19 protein-coding genes are annotated in these 17,888 nt (G+C 71.0%); 12 read left to right on the top strand and 7 right to left on the bottom strand.

The features are described 5' to 3' along the window. Window positions 1-71: 71 nt before the first annotated feature. The 3 genes from EDF46_RS03635 to EDF46_RS03625 all read left to right on the top strand — a co-directional run bounded on the left by EDF46_RS03635 (window position 72) and on the right by EDF46_RS03625 (window position 3,081). The gene (locus EDF46_RS03635) at window positions 72-1,322 is read left to right on the top strand and encodes a glycosyltransferase 87 family protein (RefSeq protein WP_123504888.1); all 1,251 of its coding nucleotides are present in this window, start codon (window positions 72-74) and stop codon (window positions 1,320-1,322) included. Continuing rightward, entirely contained in the window at window positions 1,319-1,651 is a 333-nt protein-coding gene (locus EDF46_RS03630) for a thiamine-binding protein (RefSeq protein WP_123504887.1), read from the top strand. The genes EDF46_RS03635 and EDF46_RS03630 overlap by 4 nt, the downstream gene beginning before the upstream one ends. Window positions 1,652-1,806: 155 nt before the next feature. Beyond that, entirely contained in the window at window positions 1,807-3,081 is a 1,275-nt protein-coding gene (locus EDF46_RS03625) for an MFS transporter (RefSeq protein ID WP_233579792.1), read from the top strand. 265 nt (window positions 3,082-3,346) lie between these two features. Here the strand turns inward: EDF46_RS03625 and EDF46_RS03620 are convergent, their stop codons facing one another. The 5 genes from EDF46_RS03620 to EDF46_RS03600 form a co-directional block, all read right to left on the bottom strand. Next, window positions 3,347-4,024: a response regulator transcription factor gene (locus EDF46_RS03620; RefSeq protein ID WP_255410931.1), complete on the bottom strand. Its 678-nt coding sequence runs from the start codon at window positions 4,022-4,024 to the stop codon at window positions 3,347-3,349. Between the two features lie 101 nt (window positions 4,025-4,125). After that, on the bottom strand, window positions 4,126-5,382 hold the full coding sequence (locus EDF46_RS03615) for a hypothetical protein (RefSeq protein WP_123504886.1): 1,257 nt from the start codon (window positions 5,380-5,382) through the stop codon (window positions 4,126-4,128). Between the two features lie 67 nt (window positions 5,383-5,449). Next, window positions 5,450-6,601 (bottom strand): sensor histidine kinase, encoded by a 1,152-nt coding sequence (locus EDF46_RS03610; RefSeq protein WP_123504885.1) that lies wholly within the window; start codon window positions 6,599-6,601, stop codon window positions 5,450-5,452. A 181-nt stretch (window positions 6,602-6,782) separates the two neighbouring features. After that, the gene (locus EDF46_RS03605; RefSeq protein ID WP_123504884.1) at window positions 6,783-7,988 is read right to left on the bottom strand and encodes a homoserine O-acetyltransferase; all 1,206 of its coding nucleotides are present in this window, start codon (window positions 7,986-7,988) and stop codon (window positions 6,783-6,785) included. Between the two features lie 76 nt (window positions 7,989-8,064). Next, complete coding sequence (locus EDF46_RS03600; RefSeq protein ID WP_123504883.1) at window positions 8,065-9,384, bottom strand: bifunctional o-acetylhomoserine/o-acetylserine sulfhydrylase; 1,320 nt, start codon at window positions 9,382-9,384, stop codon at window positions 8,065-8,067. A 291-nt stretch (window positions 9,385-9,675) separates the two neighbouring features. Between EDF46_RS03600 and EDF46_RS03595 the strand changes: the two genes are divergently transcribed. Next, window positions 9,676-10,443, top strand: a complete 768-nt coding sequence (locus EDF46_RS03595; protein WP_123504882.1) for an SDR family oxidoreductase — start codon at window positions 9,676-9,678, stop codon at window positions 10,441-10,443. Window positions 10,444-10,465: 22 nt separating this feature from the next. On the opposite strand, the gene EDF46_RS03590 is transcribed toward EDF46_RS03595, so the two are convergent. Next, window positions 10,466-11,257, bottom strand: coding sequence for a transglutaminase family protein (locus EDF46_RS03590; protein WP_123504881.1), 792 nt, complete (start codon window positions 11,255-11,257; stop codon window positions 10,466-10,468). Window positions 11,258-11,322: 65 nt separating this feature from the next. Here EDF46_RS03590 and EDF46_RS03585 point away from each other — a divergent pair, with 65 nt between their 5' ends. The 7 genes from EDF46_RS03585 (at window position 11,323) to EDF46_RS03555 (ending at window position 16,914) form a co-directional block, all read left to right on the top strand. Further along, complete coding sequence (locus EDF46_RS03585) at window positions 11,323-12,900, top strand: FAD-binding oxidoreductase (RefSeq protein ID WP_123504880.1); 1,578 nt, start codon at window positions 11,323-11,325, stop codon at window positions 12,898-12,900. Between the two features lie 48 nt (window positions 12,901-12,948). Next, a complete protein-coding gene (locus EDF46_RS03580; RefSeq protein ID WP_123504879.1) occupies window positions 12,949-13,611 on the top strand; it encodes an alpha-ketoglutarate-dependent dioxygenase AlkB in 663 nt (220 codons plus the stop codon). A 95-nt stretch (window positions 13,612-13,706) separates the two neighbouring features. Continuing rightward, on the top strand, window positions 13,707-14,261 hold the full coding sequence (locus EDF46_RS03575; RefSeq protein ID WP_123504878.1) for a phosphoribosyltransferase: 555 nt from the start codon (window positions 13,707-13,709) through the stop codon (window positions 14,259-14,261). Beyond that, window positions 14,258-15,004: a Type 1 glutamine amidotransferase-like domain-containing protein gene (locus EDF46_RS03570; RefSeq protein ID WP_233579788.1), complete on the top strand. Its 747-nt coding sequence runs from the start codon at window positions 14,258-14,260 to the stop codon at window positions 15,002-15,004. The genes EDF46_RS03575 and EDF46_RS03570 overlap by 4 nt, the downstream gene beginning before the upstream one ends. 59 nt (window positions 15,005-15,063) lie before the next feature. Then, a complete protein-coding gene (locus EDF46_RS03565) occupies window positions 15,064-15,744 on the top strand; it encodes a uracil-DNA glycosylase (protein ID WP_123504877.1) in 681 nt (226 codons plus the stop codon). Between the two features lie 75 nt (window positions 15,745-15,819). Beyond that, window positions 15,820-16,413, top strand: a complete 594-nt coding sequence (locus EDF46_RS03560; protein ID WP_123504876.1) for a GNAT family N-acetyltransferase — start codon at window positions 15,820-15,822, stop codon at window positions 16,411-16,413. Window positions 16,414-16,422: 9 nt separating this feature from the next. After that, window positions 16,423-16,914: a hypothetical protein gene (locus EDF46_RS03555; protein ID WP_123504875.1), complete on the top strand. Its 492-nt coding sequence runs from the start codon at window positions 16,423-16,425 to the stop codon at window positions 16,912-16,914. Window positions 16,915-16,947: 33 nt separating this feature from the next. On the opposite strand, the gene EDF46_RS03550 is transcribed toward EDF46_RS03555, so the two are convergent. Further along, window positions 16,948-17,466: a MarR family winged helix-turn-helix transcriptional regulator gene (locus tag EDF46_RS03550; RefSeq protein WP_123504874.1), complete on the bottom strand. Its 519-nt coding sequence runs from the start codon at window positions 17,464-17,466 to the stop codon at window positions 16,948-16,950. Window positions 17,467-17,702: 236 nt separating this feature from the next. On the opposite strand from EDF46_RS03550, the gene EDF46_RS18255 reads away from it, so the two are divergent. Beyond that, a complete protein-coding gene (locus tag EDF46_RS18255) occupies window positions 17,703-17,858 on the top strand; it encodes a hypothetical protein (RefSeq protein WP_158614140.1) in 156 nt (51 codons plus the stop codon). Window positions 17,859-17,888: the final 30 nt, after the last annotated feature.

Here is a 17,888-nt window from a genome sequence, read left to right as displayed (position 1 = left end):
TGTCACCCTAGGCATGGCCTGAGAAACTCCCGGGCGCCCGCTGGCACGACCCGGTTCGCTACCCTCGGGGCATGGCCCGACACCGCTCTCCCCTCGGCCTCGCGGCCCTGTGGATCGGCTTCGTCGCCGTCCACCTCTGGCTCTCGTACACCGTCCTGAACGGTCCGCACACGCCACTCAACGACGTGACCACCGTCTACCGCGACTGGACGCTCGACGGCGCGCGCGGCCTCGGCTGGGTGGGGCTCGACGTCGCCTGGGTCTATCCGCCTGCCGCGCTGGCGCCGATGCTGCTGTCGGCCTCATTCGGCTTCGCTCACTACTCGGGCACCTGGCTCGTCCTCGTGGCGGCGCTCGATGCGGTCGCTCTCGCGGTCGTCGCCCGGCGCTCGCCGGCAGCCGGCGCATGGTGGCTCGTGTTCCTGGTCGCGCTCGGCCCGATCGCCGTCGGCCGCATCGACAGCATCACCGTTCCGCTCGCCATCGTCGCGCTCCTGATCGCGGCCCGGCGTCCGGCCGTGGCGAGCGCCCTGCTCGCCCTCGCCACCTGGATCAAGGTCTGGCCGTTCGGCCTCGTCGCAGCCGTCCTGATCGCCGGTCGCCGCCGTCTCGTCGTGCTCATCTCGGCGGCCGCCACCAGCGTCGTCGTGGTGCTCGCGGCCCTCCTCGCCGGCGGGACCGCCACCGGAATCCTCGGCTTCGTCGGCAAGCAGACCGGCCGCGGCCTGCAGCTCGAGGCGCCCGTCACGACGATCTGGCTGTGGCTCGAGGCCTCGGGGGTGCCCGGCGTGCGCACCTACTTCGACCACGAGATCATCACCTACCAGGTCGCAGGAACGGGCACCTCCCTCGCGGCCGCCCTCATGACGCCGCTGATGGTCGTCGTGCTGGCCGGCGTCGCCGGGCTCGGTCTCGTGGCCGCTCGTCGTGGCGCCGATCCCGCCCGCCTGCTGGCGCCGCTCTCGCTCGCGCTGGCGACGGCGTTCATCGTGACCAACAAGGTCGGCTCGCCGCAGTACGAGACGTGGCTGGCGGCGCCCGTGCTGCTGGGGCTCGTGGTGGTGGGGCGCGAGTTCCTGCGGCCGGCGATCCTGACGGTGGTCGTCGCGGCGCTGACCCAGGTCGTCTACCCGTGGCAGTACGACGCGCTGGTCTTCGCGCTGCCGTGGATGGTGGTCGTGATCACGCTGCGGAACCTGCTGCTCGTCGTGCTCCTCGCGGATGCCCTGCGGCGGATCTGGCTGGCCGGGCGCGCCGTGCCGTCGGGCGTGGTGCCGGGTCGAGCGCCGGTGTCGGGGGTCGGTGCCAGGATGGACGCATGATCGTCGCATTCAGTGTCTCCCCGTCCGGTGGCTCCGCCTCGTCTGGCGCGCCCTCGTCGGGCTCCCAGCCCGACTCGGTGCACAGCGCCGTGGCCGCCGCCGTGAAGGTCGTGCGCGACTCGGGGCTGCCCAACCGCACGTCGTCGATGTTCACCGAGATCGAGGGGGAGTGGGACGAAGTGATGGCCGTGGTCAAGGCCGCCACCGAGGCCGTGGCGCCGTTCGGGCGCCGGGTGTCGCTCGTGCTGAAGGCCGACATCCGCCCGGGGCACACCGGCGAGCTCGACGGCAAGGTCGAACGGCTCGAGGCGGCGCTCGACACGCTCTGACGTGCCCGCTGAGGCTTGCGGGCTGCCCCGACCGGCGTGGGCGTGACCCGCGTCGGCATGGGGCGGCCCTACGATTGCAGGGGAGCCTCACCTGCTCCATCCTGCGACTCGACGAAGAGCCGTCACCTCTCTTCTCGTAGAAACGGCAGTCGCTCGTGTCCCAGATCACCACGCCCACGATCTCGTCGCGCCGTCGGCGGATCGCCCTGATCTCTCTGGCGCTGGGCGGGTTCTCGATCGGGTCGACGGAGTTCGTCGCGATGGGGCTGCTGCCGAACATCGCGCGCGACCTCCTGCCGACCGTGTACCAGGCGTCGGTCGACAACGCGACGGCGCAGGCCGGAATCCTGATCAGCGCCTACGCGCTCGGCGTGGTCGTCGGCGCCCCGACGATCGCCGCCACGACGTCGCATATGCCGCGCAAGAAGCTCCTGCTCATCCTGCTCACGGCGTTCGTCGTCGGCACGGTCGCGTCGGCGGTGCTGCCGAGCTTCGGGCTGGTTGTGCTCGCCAGGTTCGCCGCCGGGTTGCCGCACGGCGCCTACTTCGGCATCGCGTCGCTGGCGGCCGCCGAGCTGATGGGGCCGGGCAACCGCGGCAAGGGCGTCGCGTTCGTCCTCGCCGGCCTCACGATCTCGAACATCGTCGGCGTGCCTCTCATCACGGCGCTCGGCCAGGCAGCCGGGTGGCGCGCCGCCTACGCCGTCGTCGCGGCGCTGTTCGCCTTGACCTTCCTCGCGGTGGCACTGGCGCTGCCGAAGACGCCGGCGCCGCACGGGGCGTCGATCAGGCGCGAGCTGAGCGCGTTCCGGCAGCCGCAGCTCTGGCTCGTCATGGGCGTCGGGGCGATCGGCTTCGGCGGCTTCTTCGCCGTCTACAGCTACGTGGCGACGGCCGTGACCGAGGGCGCCCATCAGCCCGAGTCGGTCGTGCCGCTCGTGCTCGTCGGGGTCGGCGTGGGCATGACGATCGGCAACCTGCTCGGCGGCTGGGGTGCCGACAAGAACCTCCGGCGCACGATCTACATCGGCTTCGCCGGCCTGATGCTCTCGCTCGTCGGCTACGCCGTGACGTCGCACCACCTGGTCGGCATCTTCGTCTTCGCCTTCACGCTCGGGCTCACGAGCTCGGTGATCAGCCCGGCCATCCAGACCCGCCTGATGGAGGTCGCCGGCGACTCGCAGGTGATCGCGGCGGCGCTCAACCACTCCGCGTTCAACCTCGGCAACTCGCTCGGCGCGTACCTGGGTGGCGTCGTCATCGCCGCCGGGCTCGGGGCCGGGGCTCCGGCGTGGGTGGGGCTGGGACTCGCCGTGCTGGGCCTGATCCTCGTGACGGTGAGCTTCGCGACCGAGCGGCACGGCAGGGCGCGCAAGGCGCTGACGGGCCCGACGCCGGAGACGCAGCCGATCCCGATCGGCGGGCTCTGAGCCTGGGGCGTCCAGCGCGGGGCTAGGCCCCGCCGTATCGGGACGTTCCCTCGTGCGCGACGGCGGGGCCGTGCCGAGTCGGCGGGGGGCTGTGCCGGTCAGGCGGAGCCGTGCCGGTCAGGCGGGGCTGTGCCGGTGCGGCGAGGGCGCGCCGGGTCGGCGGAGCGGGCGGCGGGCGGGCAGTTCCTGCGCCCGGGGGGTTAACGGCCGAGAGCGCAGGAGCGGCCGGGCGAACCCGACCACTGCTGCACTCTCGGCGACGCGGCTAGAAGCCCGACGGAGCGGCGTCGTCGGTCTGGAGCAGGATGCCGTCCTGGATGGCGCGCTTCCGCAGGGCGACCTTGGTGCCCACGTCGAAGCCGGCGACGCGGTACTTCTCGCGGATGCGCTTGAGGTACGACTTGGCGGTCTCCTCGGAGATGCCGAGCTGGTAGGCGACGGCCTTGACGGGCTCGCCACCGCCGTAGAGGGCCATGACGCGGCGCTCCTGGGCGGAGAGCTTCGGCACTCCGCCGACCTCGGCCGCATTGAGGGCCAGATCGAGCTCGGCCGAGATGTACGACTCGCCGACGGACGCATTGCGGATCGCCTCGACGATCATCTCGGCGTCTTCGCTCTTGACCAGGTAGCCGAGCGCGCCGGCGGCCAGCGCCTCGCGCACGACGTTCGGCTCGGAGTACGTGCTCATCAGCACCGTCTTCACGCCCGCCGTCTTCAGCGTCGAGATCTTCAGCGAGATCGGCAGGTTGTCTTTGAGGTCGAGGTCGAGCAGGACCACGTCGACGGGGAACTCGGGGTGCGTGAGCAGCTCGGGCCACGAGGCGACGGCGCACACCATGCTGATGTCGTCGGCGGCGCTGCGGATCCACTCGCTGAGCGCGCCGAGGAGCATCTTGTGATCGTCGACGAGGGCGAGGCGGATGCGTCCTTCGGAGTCAGGCACTGGTTTCTCTCTTTCGATGAGCTTCGATGAGCCGCTGGGTTTCGATGAGCCGCTGCTGGGAGGAGCTCAGGCGACCGGCGACAGCGGAGATGGGGCTTATGTTAGGCGTCTGCGGGGTTCTCGACCGAACAGCGGATGGCGAGCCGCAGACTGCCCTGGTGGGTGGAGGTCTGGAAGTCGCCGACTCGCTCGAGGGCGTTCCAGGTGGCGGGCACGACGCGGTTGCGTCGGATGCCGGTCGACGTGACGTCGATCGGCACCTCGATGGTGCGACCCGCCATCGACGCGATGGTCGTCGGAGTCTGGATGGGGCCGAGCGTCAGCGTGATGCTCGTGCCGGCGGCGCGGGTGCGGCGATCTCCCAGAAGGAGCCACACGGCCTGCAGGAGGCCGTCGCGCTGCTCGGGGGTGAGGAGGCCCGCGAGCGACGACGGGTCGGCGAGCTTGACGGCGCGGCCGAGGTACTCCGACTCGGTGACGGCGTGGTAGAGCCAGGTCTCGCGGCGGCCCTCGATGAGATGCAGGCAGAGCTCGGTGGCGAGCGTCGACGCCGTGGAGGCCACGTGCGGCTCGAGCGGCAGAGCGATCTCGCCGATGGCGACGCCGTCGAGGAGCTTCTCGGCGGCGAGGTCGAGGCGGGCCAGCTCGTCGCTGGCGAGCATGCCGACGGCGAAGCGGGGTTGGGTGACCGTCGACTGGACGAGGACGCGGTCGAGCTCGATCTGGATCATGCGGCGGAACCGCTGCACGGCGTAGATGGCGATCGACGGCGGCAGGATCGCGATCGCGACGACCGTTACCTGCTGCGGGAAGGTGATGCGGTCGATCGGCGTCGTCAGGACGACCGCGGCGACGAGCAGGACGAACAGGGCGGCGGTGGCGATGACGAGCTCGCGAGCCGGACGGAGCGTGACCAGCGGCAGGAGGCCGAACCCGACGGCGACGCTGGCGGTGGCGTACGCGCCCACGTTGTGGAGCTTCCAGATGGCGACGAAATCGAGGATCACGACGACGAGCAGGGCCGCGCAGATGATCACCATGACGGGGCCGGTGAGGCGCTCGCCCTGGATGGCGACCAGGGTGACGCTGCCGATGAAGGCGGCGAGGTAGATGAGCCAGGCGACGATCGCGGGGGCGGCGACCGGGTACTGGGAGAGGTGCACCAGGAAGAAGATGAGTCCGTAGATCGCCTGGACGGCGGCGACGGCGGCAGCGCCCATGCCGAGGTAGCCGGTGCCGAGGGTCGCTCCGGCCTGCTGGGCCTGGCGGAGCGAGCGGGCTCCGGTGGACGACGTGGGGAGGCCCCGCGGTGCGCGACGGTGTCGGGGGACGCCGAGTGTGTTCTCGTCGATGCTCATCGGGTGACCCCCTTCCGGGAGGGACTGTCGTCCGTCACCGGACATTCGTTAGAAGAAAGCTCAGTTCTCATCGCGGTGCCTCGAGCACGACAGTGGTGCCGGCACCCGGCGCGGAGAAGAGGCGGGCGGTTCCGCCGACCTCGCGGAGGCGGTTGACCACGCTCTCCTTGAAGCCAAGGCGCTCTTCCGACACGCCCTCGAGGTCGAAGCCGACGCCGGCGTCGGTGACCATGGCGCGGACCATCTCGTTGTCGTGGATGATCGTGACGTGCGCCTCGGCGACCCCGGCGTGCCGGCGGACGTTCTCGAGGCACTCGGCGAGGGCGAGCAGGAACGCGTCGAGCACGTTGGTGGGGAGCAGGACCTGGCCGGTGCCGTGCCAGCTGACCTCGAGGCCCATCCGGCCGAAGCGCTGCTTGACCGACTCGAGAGTCTGTCCGAGGGGGCTCTCTTCGGACGTGTTGAGGTTGTAGTCGCCGGAGGCCTGCGGCTGGGGCGTCGAGCCGAGACGGAGGTGGCGGAGCAGCCGGGCGTCCTCGGCGGCCTGGGCCTGCAGTGCGGCGGGCGTGACGCCGAACCCGGAGTGCGCGAGGAGGGTGAGGGTGGCCAGCACGGTGTCGTGCAGAAGGCGGGCGCCCTGGCGTCGCTGGGCCTCGGTCTCGCTGGCCTGGCGCTCGGCGCGGTGCGCGTTGCCGATCGAGTAGATGCGGCGGGCGGCCCGGGGGACGCTGTTGCCGATCCAGAAGCCGGCGACGAAGCAGAGCACCCAGCCGAGCAGGACGGCGGCGACCTGCACCGAGAGGACGGAGTGGGTGCCGACGACGACCTCGGCGACGACCAGGACGGCGGCGACCGCCCCGAGCACGACGCGGCGGGTGGACGACGAGAGCAGGAGGGCGAACGAGGCGACCGCGCCGCCGACCAGCGGGATGACCGCCGTCGCGAGGGGACCGTCGATGCCGCCGGGGATCAGGGCGACGCCGCCGGCGGCGAGCCCCGCGGCCATTCCGAGGATGACCCACAGCAGATTGCGGGAACGGCCGACCATGATGAGGAAGACGACCATGGCGGCGGAGCAGAGGGCGATCAGCGCGAGCCGCGGGTAGTCGATGACGCCGGGGTAGCTCAACGCCACGAGCGACACCACGGTGCACGCGATTCCTAGGAACCGGGTCGTGGTTCGGAGGAGCCGATCACGCTCCTGGGCGAAGAGATCCATTCGAGTCCAACGGTCATGGTGGGAAGCGGCCTGTGGGGGCGCCTAGACACATCGTTCCACAATTTGTCCCCCGAGGCGGGGCACGGCGCGCAGTCCTGTGGGCCTCTGCGCTCAAGCGAGACGGGTGTCCGTGCGGGATCCGGATGGTTCCCGAGCGAGTCTCATTGTGGCCTGTGCGGCGTCATCCTTCAAGCAAGGCTCGAAGGTGTGTCCCGACGAGCTCGTTCTCGATGAGGAATCCGTCGTGCCCGAACTCGCTGGGCAGGATCACGGCGTCTGTCGCCGCCGTCTGCCGCAGGCCCGCCGCGATGAGCTCCTGGTCGTGCGGCGGGAAGAGGCGGTCGGTGTCGATCCCCAGCACGAGCGACGTCGCGGTGACCCGGGCGAGGGCGGCCGTCACGCCCCCGCGGTCGCGACCCAGGTCGTGCGAGTTCATGGCGCGCGCGAGCGTCACGTAGCTATTCGCGTCGAAGCGCCTCGTGAACTTGTTGCCGTGGAAGTCCAGGTAGCTGGACACGGCGAACCGACCCTGCCCGACCAGGGGGGAGAGGTCGCTCTGCCAGCCGCGCCCGAAGCGCTTGTTGAGCTCATCGGGCGAGCGGTAGTTGAGGAGCGCCATGCGGCGGGCCAGGGCCAGACCCCGATACGGGCCCTCGCCTTCGGGCGACTCGTAGTAGTCACCGCCGGCGAAGCCCGGATCCATGTGGATGGCCTCGACCTGCACCGTGTTGAGAGCGATCTGGTCGGCGCTCGAGAACGCCGTGGTCGAGAGGACGCCCAGACGCTCGACGCGGTCGGGCGAGCCCACGGCCCACTCGAGGGCGTGCATGCCGCCCATGGAGCCGCCGATGACGGCCTTCCAGCGGTCGATCCCGAGGGCATCCGAGAAGGCGACCTGAGCTGCGACCTGGTCGCGGATGGTCAGGCGCGGGAAGCGCGAGCCCCATTCGACGCCGTCGGGGGCGAGCGACGAGGGGCCGGTCGAGCCCTGGCAGCCGCCGAGCATGTTGGGCGCGACGACGAACCAGCGGTCGGTGTCGATGGCGAGACCCGGGCCGACGACGCCGGGCCACCAGCCGGCCGTGGTGTGGCCCAGGGAGGCGGGCCCGGTGAGGTGGCTGTCGCCGGTGAGGGCGTGCAGCACGAGCACGACGTTGGAGTCGTCGGCGGCGCGCGTGCCGAACGTCTCGTACGCGATGCGCGGACGGGGGAGCACCTCGCCGGTCTCGAGGAGCAGGTCGTCGATCGACTCGAACCGGCGGTCGCCGACCGGGTCGCCGTCGCGCCAGGCCCCGGTGACCGGAGGCTTGCCCAGCATCGTCCGGCGGGTGCGCTCGGTGACGACGCTCGACGGGACCGTGTCTTCGGGTGTCGTCTGCCAGTCCATTTGACTCCAGCATGTCAACAAAGAGCGGCGGCTGCCGGAACATTACGTCCGGGAGCCGCCGCTTCGGGGTGGAACGTCAGTTGCTCTTGAGGAGGCCCGCCGTCACGTCGGCGGCCGCGGCGAAGCCCGCCGCCAGGTCGGCCTTGAGATCGGCGACGTTCTCGAGCCCGATGGAGAGCCTGACGAGGCCGGGGGTGACTCCGGTCGTGAGCTGCTGCTCGGGGGTGAGCTGCGAGTGCGTCGTCGATGCCGGGTGGATCACGAGCGAGCGCACGTCGCCGATGTTGGCCAGGTGGCTGAACAGCGACAGGCCGTCGACGAGCGCCTTGCCCGCGTCGACGCCGCCCTTGAGCTCGAAGCTCAGCACGGCTCCGACGCCCTTGGGAGCGTACTTGTTGGCGGCGGCGTACCAGGGGCTGGTGGGGAGGCCGGCATAGAAGACGTTGGCGACGTCGTCGCGGGCGTCGAGCCACTCGGCGATCTCCTGGGCGTTCTGCACGTGGCGCTCGATGCGGAGGCTCAGAGTCTCGATGCCCTGGATCAATGCGAAGGCGGTGTCGGCCGAGTTCGACGAGCCGAGGTCGCGGAGCAGCTGCACGCGCGCCTTGATGATGTACGCGAGCGAGTCGCCCACTGCTGTCGTGTAGCTGGCGCCGTGGTACGAGGGATCCGGGACGGTGAGCTCCGGGAACTTCTCGACGTTCTTCGACCACTCGAACTTTCCGCCGTCGACGATGAGACCGCCGATGACCGTGCCGTGGCCGCCGAGGAACTTCGTCGCCGAGTGCACGACGATGTCGGCGCCGTGCTCGAACGGGCGGATCAGGTAGGGCGTCGCGATCGTGTTGTCGACGATCAGCGGCACGCCGGCCTCGTGGGCGACGCTCGACACCAGCGAGATGTCGAGGATGTTGATCTTCGGGTTGCCGATCGTCTCGGCGAAGAACAGCTTCGTGTTCGGGCGCACGGCGCGGTGCCACTCGTCGGCGTCGTCCTGGTTCTCGACGAACGTGGTCTCGATGCCGAGCTTCGCGAGCGTGTACTTGAACAGGTTGTAGGTGCCGCCGTAGATCGACGACGACGAGACGATGTGGTCGCCCGCCTGGGCGATGTTCAAGATCGCGAGGGTCTCGGCCGCCTGGCCCGACGAGACGAGCAGCGCGCCGGAGCCGCCCTCGAGCGTCGCGATGCGCTGCTCCACGACGTCGTGGGTGGGGTTCATGATGCGCGAGTAGATGTTGCCGAACTCGGCGAGCGCGAACAGGTTCTTCGCCTGCTCGGCGCTCTCGAACACGTACGAGGTCGTCTTGTAGATCGGCGTCGCGCGAGCGTGCGTCGTGGGGTCGGGCTGGGCGCCCGCGTGGATCTGCTGGGTCTCGAACTGCCAGTCGCTCATGATGCTCTCCTGAAGTCGTGCGGGTGTCTGACGGGCCCGTCGACGGTGATCGGACCCCGGTTGAGGCCGAGCCTAGGAGCGCGGGCCTCTGGCCGGCAACGGAGCGGACACGCGGCGTAACCTCGGCCCGCGGGCACGATCATCGCAGCGGGGATCGTCTCCCTCGACGGCTTCATCGTCGACGCCGGCGGCACGATGCACGCGCGGTGCGCCGCGAGCGCCGGCGGCTGCCTGCCCGCCGCGAGCAGTAGCGTTGCGGGAACGCACGCAACCTAGGGAAGGCGCACACGCATGGCGAAGAGAGCACTGGTCACCGGATCGAGCTCGGGCATCGGAGAGGCCACCGTGCGCCTGTTCCGCTCTCACGGCTGGGACGTCCTCGCCGTCGCCCGCCGCGAGGACCGCCTCGCGGCGCTCGCCGACGAGACCGGCGCCACCTGGTTCCGCGCCGACGTCACCAGCGACGACGACATGGCCGCCCTGCGCGCGCACGTCGAGTCCACCGGACCGCTGCACGCCCTCGTGAACAACGCCGGCGGCGCCTTCGGCCTCGACAGCGTCGAGACGGGCTCGATCGACGACTGGCAGCGCATGTTCGACGTCAACGTGCTCGGCACCAAGCGCGCGCTCAGCGCCCTGCTCCCGTCGCTCCGCCGCGGCGCCGACGAGGCGGGCTCGGGCGACATCGTCACGATCACCTCGATCGCCGGGCACATCGCCTACGAGAACGGCGGCGGCTACAACGCCGCGAAGTTCGCCCAGCACGCCGTCGTCGCGGCGCTCCGCCTCGAGCTCAACGGCGAGCCCCTCCGGGTCATCGAGATCGCCCCCGGCATGGTCAAGACCGACTTCTCGCTCGTGCGCTTCGCCGGCGACCAGGAACGCGCCGACGCCGTCTACGCCGGCGTCGAAGCTCCGCTCACCGCCGACGACATCGCCGAGGCCGTCGTCCACGCGGTCGAGCTGCCGCCGCACGTCAACCTCGACCTCGTCACAGTCAAGCCCGTCGCGCAGGCGCAGCCCTACAAGCTCGCGCGCGGTCCGCTCTCCACCCGCTGAGCCGGGTCCGCGCAGGGAGCCGCTAGCCGATCGAGACGAAGTCCGAGACGGTGTCGCGCGGCAGCACGTCGGCGGTCGCCATGACCTCCATCTCGAGCAGCTTCACCCAGCCGCCCGACGACGACAGGAACGCGGTGTCGGACGCGTCGCGCCCCGTGGCGATCCGCACCAGGCTCTGCCGGGGAGCCAGCCCCGTCGCGTCGATCGCGTACCAGACGCCGTCGACCAGGGCCTCCGCGACCGCGTGGAAGTCCATCGGCCACAGCCCCGGCGCGTAGACCGACACCAGCCTCGCCGGCACGTCCCGCGCTCGCAGCAGGGCCACCACGAGGTGCGCGTAGTCGCGGCACACGCCCCGACGGTCGAGGAACGTCTGCACCGCGCCGTCCGTCGGCGAGCTTGACCCCGGCACGTACGACAGGTGCCCGTTGACCCACGTCCCGATGGCCGACACGAGCTGCTGCCCCCGCAGGCCGCCGAACTCGCTCTTCGCCATCGGAAAGAGCGTGTCGGACTCGCAGTACCGGCTCGGCCGCAGGTACTGGATCGTGTCGAGCGCCCCCAGCTCGATCGGCTCCGTGCGCCCCGACACCTCGACGCGGTACTCCATCTCGAGGACGCCCGGCTGCATCGTCGCCACCTGCAGCCGCGTGCCCCGATCGTCGACGACCTCGCGCACCGGCACGTCGACCCCACCCTGCCGCACCGACAGCGACTCGACGACCGACTGCCCCTCGGCGGCGGCGACGGACAGCACCAGCTCCGCGGGCTCGGTCGCTGACAGGACGAGCCGGGACGATGCGTTGCGCTTCATCCGACGAGCATCCCACGCCCCCGGGGATCCCCGTCGCCGCCATCCCGACGACGTAGGGTCGTCGGGTGACCTCGATCGACCGCCGCACGTTCCTGACGGGAGCCTCCGTCGCCGGAGTGGCAGCCGTCAGCGCCGTCGCGCTCGCCGCCTGCACCAGCCCGAGACCGTCGCCCACCGCGACCACCACCGTCACCGAGACGCCGACCGCCGCCGGCCCCTCGACGTGGCAGGCGCTCGCCGCCGCCGTGTCGGGAACGCTCCTGCGCCCGTCGAGCGTCGGCTACGGCTCCGCCAAGCAGACCGAGAACCCGCGCTTCGACGACGCCGCGCCGCTCGGCATCCTCCGGGCGGCCTCGACCTCCGACGTCATCGCCGGGCTGGCCTTCTGCAGGAACTCGGCCACCCCTCTCGCGGTCCGATCGGGCGGGCACAGCTACGCCGGCTGGTCCGCCGGGGGTGCCGCAGGAACGGACGTCGACCCGTCCCTCGTCATCAGCACGGCCGCTCTCGACACCGTCGAGCTCTCGGGCGACGGAGCCTCGGTCACCGTCGGGCCGGGCGCTCCGCTGGCCGCCGTCTACGAGAAGCTCGCCGCCGCCGGCCGCGCGATCGGCGCGGGCTCGTGCGGCACCGTCGCCATCGGCGGCCTGACGCTCGGCGGGGGAGTCGGAGTGCTCTCGCGCTCGTTCGGCCTGACCTGCGACCAGCTCGCCGCCGTCGAGATCGTGACCGCCGACGGTGTCGTCCATCACGCATCGGCGACCGAGGACGCGGACCTGTTCTGGGCCTGCCGCGGCGGCGGCGGCGGCCTCGTCGGCATCGTCACGTCGATGACCTTCACCACCCGGCCCGCCCCGACGGTGACCATGTGGTCGATCGAGTGGGACTGGCGATGGGCGGTGCGGGTCCTGAACGTGTGGCAGGGCTGGGCCCCCGGGGCGTCCGACCAGCTGTGGTCGACGCTGAAGCTGCTGGCGGGGTCGACGCACGGCAGCACGCCGTCGCTGACCGTCTCGGGCACCTGGACCGGGAGCACGCCGCTCGAGGACGAGCTCGCGCCGTTCCTGGCCGCGGTCAAGGCGACGCCCTCGTCGCAGACGGCGGTCGCCCACGAGTACGGCGACGCGATGCTCCGGTACGCGGGCTGCGCAGGCGAGCCGGCGTCGGCCTGCACGACCGGTGAGGGCGGTGTCCTGAAGCGCGTCTCCGAGTCGGGCACGTCCAGCATGCCGACCGTGACGCTCGACGGCGACGCGATCCGTCGGCTCGTGGCCAAGGTCGAGGCCGCGGGCGGCATCGTCGGCCTCACCGAAGGCGGGATCTCGCTCGACGCCCTGGGCGGCGCAGTCGGCCGCGTCGCCGCCGCCGACACGGCCTTCCCGCACCGGACCGCTCTCTTCAGCGTCCAGTACACGGCCACCTTCGCGGACGGCGCCGACCCCCGGGCCTACGACGAGTACGTGCAAGACTTCCGTCGCTCGCTCTCGACGCCGTGGGGTGACGCGGCCTACGTCAACTACGCCGACCCCTCGCTCACCTCACCCGGGCAGAGCTACTTCGGCGAGAACCTGGCGCGCCTGACGAAGATCAAGACGACCGTCGATCCGAAGAAGCTCTTCGATCAGCCGCACCTGCTCTCGTGACGGCACATCATTCGAACACATGTTCGAGTGATCGGCTAGGCTGAGGCTATGTCCCTCTCGTTCCAGACGTCGCTCTTCGACGATCCAGCCCTCCTCGACGACCCGGTCCTGGGTGCGACGCCGGTCCTCGGCCCGCTGGGCGCGTCCGTGCAGCGGATCGAGCTCGGCGAGGGCGCCTGGCTCGACCTCCGGCCCGGCTGGGTCGGCCACTCCGACGACCTCTTCGAGCGGCTCGTCGACCGCGTGCCGTGGCAGGCCGATCGCCGCGAGATGTACGACCGCGTGGTCGACGTGCCGCGCCTCGTGTCGTGGTTCGGGCCGCGAGCCGTGCTGCCCGACCCGGTCCTCGCGGAGGCCCAGTCCGCCCTCAACGACCACTACCGCCGACCACCCGGTCAGGTCTTCGAGACGGCTGGCCTGTGCTTCTACCGCACAGGAGACGACAGCATCGCCTGGCACGGCGACAAGGTCGGCAAGGCCATCGACCGCGACACGATGGTCGCGATCGTGTCCGTCGGCGCCGAGCGGACCCTGGCGGTGCGGTCGAGGTCCGGCGGCGAGGTGCGGCGGTTCCCCCTCGGGCACGGCGACCTGCTCGTGATGGGCGGCAGCATGCAGCGCACGCACGAGCACTCGATCGCCAAGACCAAGCGGGCCGTCGGGCCGCGGATCAGCGTGCAGTTCCGGCCCGACTGGTCGAGGTCGGCGTAGCGGCCGTCCGGCCGTCCGGGCCGGCACGCCGGCACGCCGGTCGAGCCGCCTCGAACGGGTCGCACCGCGGGGCCGCTCGGCACTACGGTTGATCCATGGTTGCCCTCCCCGAAGACGCGCCGGTCGCGTCCCCCGACGTCGACACGGCCGAAGCGGCCACAGGCCCGGCGCGCGACGCCAGCCGCGAGATCCTTGGCTGGCTCGAGTTCGGCGAGGCATCGCGCGAGCTCGCCCAGGACGTTCTCGCATCGGGCTTCCGCCCCGACGTCGTGGTGGCGATCGCCCGCGGCGGGCTCCTGCTCGCCGGCGCGATCTCGTACGCGCTCGACACGAAGATGTGCGGCTCGATCAACGTCGAGTTCTACACGGGCATCAACTCGGTGCTCGAGAAGCCCGTCATCCTCCCTCCGGCGCTCGACGCCCCGGCGCTCAGCGGCAAGCGCGTCCTGCTCGTCGACGACGTCTCCGACTCGGGCCGCACGCTCGAGCTCGTCCGCGACATCCTCCGCGGCCACGGCGCCGACGTGCACACGGTCTGCCTCTACGCGAAGCCGCGCACGATCCTCGAGCCCGACCACGTCTGGCGCCACACCGCCGACTGGATCACCTTCCCCTGGAGCGCGCTGCCTCCGGTGACGGTGAGCACGTGAGCATCCACCTCGTCGGCGGCGGCTGGGCGTCGGACTCCACGGAGGTCTACGAGCTCTTCGTCGCCGAGGCGTCGACCCGCGCCGCCCGGATCGGCCGCGACGTGCCGCGCATCGCGGTGCTCGTCGTCGTCGAGGACGACGTCCCGTCGGCCGACTTCCGCACCGGGTTCCCCGAGATGCTGGCCTCGATCGGGCCGTGCGAGCCGCTCGTCACCGAGGTGATCTCGAGCGACGTCTTCGATACGACCGTTCTCTCCGACATCGACGGCCTGCTCATCGCCGGCGGCATGACTCCCGCGTACTTCGAGGCGGTCGTGCCCCTCGTCGACCAGGTGCGGCTGCTCGTCAGCGACGGCCTGCCCTACCTCGGCTTCTCGGCCGGAGCGATGATCGCGGCCGACACGGCCATCCTCGGCGGATACCGCATCGGCGGCGTCGAGGTGTGCCCGCAGGACAGCTCCGAAGACCTCGACGAGGTCACCCTCGTGCAGGGGCTGGGCCTGGTCGACCTCGCCGTCGACGTGCACGCGGCCCAGTGGGGAACCCTCACCCGGCTCATCGCCGCGACCGAGGCCGGCATGGTCACGGGTGGCGTCGCCATCGACGAGAACACCGCGCTGATCGTCGGCGAGGGCGCCCTGGCGGTCATCGGCCAGGGCAGCGTCTGGCGGGTCGAGCCTCAGCTCGACGACGACGGCGAGATCGTCGGCGTCTCGGTCGGGACGCTGGCGGTCGAGCAGTGAGCGGCCTTCAGTGAGCAGCCTTCAGTGAGCAGTGAGCAGCGAGCAGTGAGCGGCACGCCGTGAGCGTCCATCCGCTCCACGAGCTCGTGGAACCCGGATGGGCACGGGCTCTGGAGCCCGTCGCCGGCCGGGTGGCCGAGATGGGGCAGTTCCTGCGCCAGGAGACCGAGGCCGGGCGCGGCTACCTGCCGCACGGCGACGACGTGCTGCGCGCGTTCACATACCCGTTCGACGACGTCCGGGTGCTGATCGTGGGGCAGGATCCCTACCCCACGCCCGGCCACCCGATCGGGCTGTCGTTCGCCGTCGACCCGCACGTGCGGCCCGTGCCGCGGAGTCTGGCCAACATCTACCGCGAGCTCGACGACGACCTGGGGATCGCGCCGGTCGCGCACGGCGACCTGACGCCGTGGGCGCGGAACGGCGTGATGCTGCTCAACCGGGTGCTGACCGTGCAGCCGGGGCTCGCCGCCTCGCACCGGCGCAAGGGCTGGGAGCAGGTCACCGACCGGGCCATCGAGGCGCTGGTCGCCCGCGATCGGCCGCTCGTCGCGATCCTCTGGGGGCGCGACGCGCAGGCGCTGAAGCCGCTCCTCGGCGACACCCCCCGCATCGAGTCGGCGCATCCGTCGCCGCTGTCGGCGTCGCGCGGGTTCTTCGGCTCGAAGCCGTTCAGCCGCGCGAACGCGCTGATCCGCGAAGCGGGTGGCGAGCCCGTCGACTGGCGGCTGCCGGCCTGACGCGAGCGACGGCCGTGGGCCTGAGCCCCTGCGTGGGGGCGTGCGCCCGCGGCCCGGTCGTGCAAGGGTTGGCGGGTGCTCGAAGAGGAATACCAGCCGCGTCGCGTCCTGCCGCGCCACCTGCGGCCCGAGCCTGTGCCCGAGGCTCCGTTCTCGTACGAGATCCGCACGGCCGTCGCCGCCGACCTGCCGGCGGTTCGCGACGTCTACAACCTGTACGTCGCCAACTCGACGGTGACCTTCGACACGAAGCAGAAGTCGCTGCACGAGTGGCGCGCCGTCTTCAGCCGATCAGAGCGGCTGGAACTGCCCTTCCTCGTCGCAGTCTCTCCCGCCGGCACGCTCCTCGGCTACGCGCACGTCGTGCCGTGGGGCAACCGCGCCATCAATCGCACGGTCGTCGAGACCTCTATCTACCTGGGGCCGGCGTCGACCGGGAAGGGCCTCGGCAAGGCGCTTCTGGCCGCGCTGCTGGACGCCTGCCAGCAGGCCGGGGTGCGCCAGGTGATCGCCATCATCGGCGACCAGGGCGCCGATGCATCGATCCGGCTGCACGCGTCGTTCGGGTTCAAGGAGATCGGCCGCATGGGCCGTGTCGGCTTCAAGTTCGACCGCTGGCTCGGCACGGTGACGATGCAGAAGAACCTCAAGAAGCTCAAGAGGCGCTAGGTTTTCGGCATGCCTTTCGAGCAGTGGTACGACGACGAGACCCGCGAGGCCGCGACGGCACGAGTGCTGCAGCGACTCGCCACGAACCCCGGCGACCGGCACGTGTTCACCGTCGTGGCCGACGAGTTCACCGTCGACCAGCCGTCGCTGCGGGCCTGGGTGGAGGCGGCGTCGCCGGAGTCGGTCGCACCCGCGCGTGCATCGCGCCGGCCCAAGTTCTCGCCGGTGGTGCGGACTCGGATCGCGCCCGCCGCCCGCGCCTCGGCGGACGAAGCGCCCGATCCTGCGCCGGGATCAGCACCGGAAGCTCCCGGAGAGGTCGAGCCTGCGGACGCCACGTCGCCCAGGCCTGACGCTGTCGCGGACGAGCCGTCGATCGAACCGGCCCGCGAGCCGACTCCCGTGAGCGACCGCGTGACGGCACTCGAGGCCGAAGCGGCGGCGCTCCGTCGGGACAACGCGGCACTCACGGACGCGATGCGGGTCGTCCTGGGCGCCTGACCGAGAGTTCGACCCAGTCGGCCGCCCGAGGGCTCAGTCGGTCACCGACGCGTCGACCGCTTCCGTCATCTCGGCGAGGAACGCGACGATGCCTCTGGCGGCCTCGGGGCTCAGTCGCTCGGCCGCGAGGATCATGCGCGCGTGCATGCCGGCCATGGTCGCTCGCACCTCGTCGTCGCTGTTGCCGGTCGCCGTGAGGAAGATGCTCCGCTTGTCGGACGGGTTCTTGCTCCGGACGATGTGACCGGAGGCCTCGAGCCGGTTGATGAGGACCGCCGTCGAGGCGGAGGTGATACCGAGGTGCTCGGTGAGTCGAGAGGCGGTCACGCTCCGATCGGCTCGCTGCTCGCGGAGGAGGAAGCGGATGGCGGCCAGATCGGTCTCGCCCATCTTCATCGAGAGCCGGGTGCGTGCGCGCATCTCCTTCTCGGCTTGGCGATAGCGCCGGAGCGCATTCAGAACCGCCGCACCTCTCTCGGCGCCGTCCTGGGCATACCAGTAGCCCGACTCGTCGAATGTCGCCGCCGCCGCTGAGTGGTGTGTTCCCGCCATGACTAGAGACTATTGCCTAGACGGTGTAGGTAGGCCTTGCGATGGCTTCCGGGGGTCTTCGGATCGGGGATTATCCGAATAGCGCAGACTTCGGACGAAATAGGTAGTCCGTCTAGGCAACTGAGTCATACTGAGGATGTGCCACCGGTTCACGGCGGGGGCACGTCCCGATTCACGGCGGGACTATCCGCACCACCGTTTACCTCAGGCTGCAGGGCCGGAAATGAGTTGAACCAATGTCCATTCATCGCGCCGAAAACGCATCTTCCCCGTTCTCCGAGGTCCGGCAGATCCATCGGGATCGCACCTGGGCCGTCATCGCGGTCGCCACGCTGTCGGCGAGCAGCTTCGTCATCGCTGGCGCTCTGACCGCACTGGGGGTCCTGGCATGAATCCCGAGTACGACCTCGACGAGACCCAGC

This window comes from Frondihabitans sp. PhB188 (genome assembly GCF_003752365.1).
In the GTDB taxonomy this organism is placed as follows: Bacteria; Actinomycetota; Actinomycetes; order Actinomycetales; family Microbacteriaceae; genus Frondihabitans.
The sequence above is the reverse complement of the archived record's forward strand: the minus strand, read 5'-3'. Positions and strand labels throughout refer to the sequence as shown.

Coding starts and splice junctions, on each gene's coding strand:
- EDF46_RS03615 (WP_123504886.1), bottom strand. CDS start 5,382: ATGAGCATCGACGAGAACACACTCGGCGTCCCCCGACACCGTCGCGCA.
- EDF46_RS03635 (WP_123504888.1), top strand. CDS start 72: ATGGCCCGACACCGCTCTCCCCTCGGCCTCGCGGCCCTGTGGATCGGC.
- EDF46_RS03575 (WP_123504878.1), top strand. CDS start 13,707: ATGGTTGCCCTCCCCGAAGACGCGCCGGTCGCGTCCCCCGACGTCGAC.
- EDF46_RS03595 (WP_123504882.1), top strand. CDS start 9,676: ATGGCGAAGAGAGCACTGGTCACCGGATCGAGCTCGGGCATCGGAGAG.
- EDF46_RS03580 (WP_123504879.1), top strand. CDS start 12,949: ATGTCCCTCTCGTTCCAGACGTCGCTCTTCGACGATCCAGCCCTCCTC.
- EDF46_RS18255 (WP_158614140.1), top strand. CDS start 17,703: ATGTCCATTCATCGCGCCGAAAACGCATCTTCCCCGTTCTCCGAGGTC.
- EDF46_RS03600 (WP_123504883.1), bottom strand. CDS start 9,384: ATGAGCGACTGGCAGTTCGAGACCCAGCAGATCCACGCGGGCGCCCAG.
- EDF46_RS03550 (WP_123504874.1), bottom strand. CDS start 17,466: ATGGCGGGAACACACCACTCAGCGGCGGCGGCGACATTCGACGAGTCG.
- EDF46_RS03630 (WP_123504887.1), top strand. CDS start 1,319: ATGATCGTCGCATTCAGTGTCTCCCCGTCCGGTGGCTCCGCCTCGTCT.
- EDF46_RS03555 (WP_123504875.1), top strand. CDS start 16,423: ATGCCTTTCGAGCAGTGGTACGACGACGAGACCCGCGAGGCCGCGACG.
- EDF46_RS03590 (WP_123504881.1), bottom strand. CDS start 11,257: ATGAAGCGCAACGCATCGTCCCGGCTCGTCCTGTCAGCGACCGAGCCC.
- EDF46_RS03605 (WP_123504884.1), bottom strand. CDS start 7,988: ATGGACTGGCAGACGACACCCGAAGACACGGTCCCGTCGAGCGTCGTC.
- EDF46_RS03610 (WP_123504885.1), bottom strand. CDS start 6,601: ATGGATCTCTTCGCCCAGGAGCGTGATCGGCTCCTCCGAACCACGACC.